Annotated in this window: 4 protein-coding genes; all 4 read right to left on the bottom strand. The window is 62.1% G+C overall.

The window, feature by feature from the left end; all coding sequences use genetic code 11:
- Positions 1–64 precede the first annotated feature (64 nt).
- On the bottom strand, positions 65–274 hold the full coding sequence (locus tag PHW99_RS18650) for a hypothetical protein (protein ID WP_300181320.1): 210 nt from the start codon (positions 272–274) through the stop codon (positions 65–67).
- Positions 271–684 (bottom strand): hypothetical protein, encoded by a 414-nt coding sequence (locus PHW99_RS18655; protein WP_300181323.1) that lies wholly within the window; start codon positions 682–684, stop codon positions 271–273. Before PHW99_RS18655 ends, PHW99_RS18650 begins: the two co-directional genes overlap by 4 nt.
- Positions 685–1,031: 347 nt before the next feature.
- Positions 1,032–2,261: an FAD-dependent oxidoreductase gene (locus PHW99_RS18660; protein ID WP_300181326.1), complete on the bottom strand. Its 1,230-nt coding sequence runs from the start codon at positions 2,259–2,261 to the stop codon at positions 1,032–1,034.
- The coding region (locus PHW99_RS18665; protein ID WP_300181329.1) for an acyl-CoA dehydrogenase family protein at positions 2,258–2,949 on the bottom strand (692 nt) is incomplete at its 5' end. The genes PHW99_RS18665 and PHW99_RS18660, both read right to left, overlap by 4 nt.

The following is a 2,949-nucleotide window of genomic DNA, read 5'->3' on the forward strand; positions in this document are numbered from 1 at the left end:
ATCGCTTGGGGCCAGTTTGGGGTAGTCGCCAATGACTGGTGTCCGGCATTAGGCTGGGCCGCGCTCAATCCTTGAGGCGCACTCCCAGGGTATCCAGCTTCTTTGCATACGAGTCCCTGCGTTTTGCTGCCTTTGCCGCTGTTTCGGTGGCCGCTTGGATTGCCTTGGGCCCCTTTTGCGCAGCAGCTTTGATCAATCCGAATTTGTGAGCAGCATCTGCCTGCGCCCGCTTGAAAGTGGCGATGAGTTCGGCATGGGCAACGGATGGATTCACAGTTTGACGTTGGTGCGAAGCAAAGCTGTTCTCAATTCGCGAGTAGCAGGTTTTGAAACATCCACCTGTTGAACAGCCAGGTCGAACGGTGAGCCTGGCCTGATGCTGGTTGGCAGTATCTTTTTGACGGGGTTCGCAGTGGGGTACGTGCCCTGGCCCGGACACATGCGAACGGAAAACCCGAATTCTTCGAGTACGCCTTTCGCATACAACTCCGCCAATTGTTGAAACGTCACGAAGGCTGAGCGTTTAACGTCTTTGAACCCTGGCTCACGGATGTCACGAACGATCTCGAATTTACCAAGCGTATCCCGCTGCGTATCGGTAAACGGATGCAGCAGATAAGTCTGGCGAACCCCATTCTGTTTGGACACCCGCGTGTGCTCGACGGCGATATCAGTTAACAGCATCTTGTTTTCCTTGTTTTCCTTGTTTTAAAAGCCACAGCTTGCCCAAACGCATCAGCCGCCATCCCGCCAAAAGTTCCAGAGAACCGATGCCCCTTGAGATGCGAGGTGCTCGACATGGGCAACCCTCACCCTGGGGCAGGGACTTTAACCGAACGACAGCAAATGGCAGATCCATATTGCAATGTGATAGACCGCATAAGGGTCGGGCCCTGCCGACCCTTATGGATAGCTATGCATAAGCGGCATCAACAGACATTGGCTGTCCGATGGCGCCAGCCTCAAGCTGCCACCGAGTTTGATCCGCTGGCAGCACCACGGCTTGCCGCTAGCCAGCAAGGGGCACCGCCTCAATGCAGCGTCAGCGGCAGCGAAGTCGTCTTGACCCTTACCACCACCGGGCGCACTTCATAAGGCTCAGGCGCACAGCAGGCAATAGCCGCCGCAATGGTTTTGGCCTGGCGGCCAATTGGCTCGATGTAGCGGCTGGCTTGGCCGTGGATGCTGATGCAGTCACCCATGGCGTGGATGGCGCTCTGGCTGGTGCTCAGGGTTTGTGGATCGACCTCAATGCCGTTGTGCCAGGCCAGACCGGCGCTGTGGGCGAGGCGGCTGGGGGTTTGCAGGCCGGTGGCGGCGATCACCTGGTCGGCTTCGAACTGCTGGCCACACTCGGTGCTGACACGGATGCGGCTGCCGATTTTTTCCACCTTGGCGACCTTGACTCCGCCGATGAAGCGGATCGGCAGCGTGGCCCAGGCTTGCAGCACCTGCTGACCGGCTTGCTCGGCCTGCCAGCGCGCCAGCGGCTCGGTTTGCACGTCCAGCAGCGTGATGTGGTGGCCGCCCAGGGCCAGGTCATTGGCCAGCTCGCTGCCAATCAGCCCGGCACCGATGATCAGCATGTCTTTGGCGCCACCTTCCAGCGCGGCACGTAATTGCAGGTAGGCGCCCAGGTGGTTGATGCGCCAGCACAGGGCTGCGGGCAGTGGCGCGGGCAGCGCGGCTTGGGCACCGTGGGCCAGCACCAGTTGCTCGTAGCGCAGCGTGCCACGGGTGGTGCGCAACTGTTTGCTGTCGGCACTGATGCTGATGGCGTGGGTGTGGGCCAGCAGACGGATGTTCAGGCGGGCAGCGGCTGCTGCGCCGCTTTCACGCACCAGTTTCTCGGGGCTGATCTGGCGGGCCACGGCCACCGAGAGCAGGGGTTTGTCGTACACATCACCAGAGCAGGTGGTGACCAGGGTGATGGGCAGCGCAGCATCGGCCGCACGCAGGTGTTCGGCCATTTGCCAACCGGCACGACCGGCACCAACGATGACCACACCGGCACGGTGGCGGGCGCGGGTAGAGGCCACCGGGCCGCAACTGGGCAGCTTGGCGCACTGTGTCTCAGCGCTGGGTGCGGTGTAGAGCTCAAAGTCGGCCTTGGTCACGCCGCACAGCGGGCAGGCCCAGTCGTCGGGGATGTCGGCAAAGCGGGTGCCGGCAGCCAGACCGCTGTCGGCATCTCCCACGGCCTCGTCGTAGATCAGGCCGCAGGCTTTGCAGATGAACTGCAGGTACGGGGCCGGGCTCATGCGGGCATCTCCTCAGCGCTCAGGCGGGCGATTTCCTTGCGCAGGTGTTTGATGGCGGGGGTGACGATGGCAACAAACTGTGCCTCGCGCACCCGGCGCTGCACGTCGGAGCTCATCAGGTAACCGCGTGCGCCCTGGTGCATCAGGGCCGACTGGGTGGCGCGCAGGCACAGCTCGGCCCCATGGGCGCGGGCATCGAGCACGTCGATGAAGAATTCGGTCGAGGTGTCAAACGGGGTTTTGGCCAAGGTTTGCACCCGGGCCACCAGCGCGTTGAGTTCGGCTTGCAGCGTGTCGGGGCGGTCTTCCAGGTACTGGTTGACGTGGCCCAGTTGCGCCTCTACCGCCCACATGGACTCAATCGCGCCCTGGATGATGCCTACGGCAATGCCACATTGCAGCATGACAAAGGCGGCGCGGATATGGGCGATCTTTGGCTTGGCCGGGTCGGCGATGATGTCGTCCGGGCCCACAAAGTAGTCTTTCAAACGCAGTGCGTAAGTGCCGGTGCCTTCCATGGCCGAGAAGGTGGGGCATTGCACCAGCTCCATGCCGGGGGCATTGCAGCGCAGCAGGAACATGAGTTCGGTGCCGCTCTCCGGGATGGCGGCAATCGCGCCGCAGTAGTGGTCGGCTTGCAGGTTGCTGATCCAGGGCAGCGTGCCGCTGACCCGGTAGCCGCCTTCGA

The organism is Rhodoferax sp., assembly GCF_028689305.1.
Taxonomy (GTDB): Bacteria; Pseudomonadota; Gammaproteobacteria; order Burkholderiales; family Burkholderiaceae_C; genus Rhodoferax.

Bases quoted from the DNA above. Each gene is read 5' to 3' on its own strand.
- PHW99_RS18655 (WP_300181323.1), bottom strand. From the start codon at position 684: ATGCTGTTAACTGATATCGCCGTCGAGCACACGCGGGTGTCCAAACAG.
- PHW99_RS18660 (WP_300181326.1), bottom strand. From the start codon at position 2,261: ATGAGCCCGGCCCCGTACCTGCAGTTCATCTGCAAAGCCTGCGGCCTG.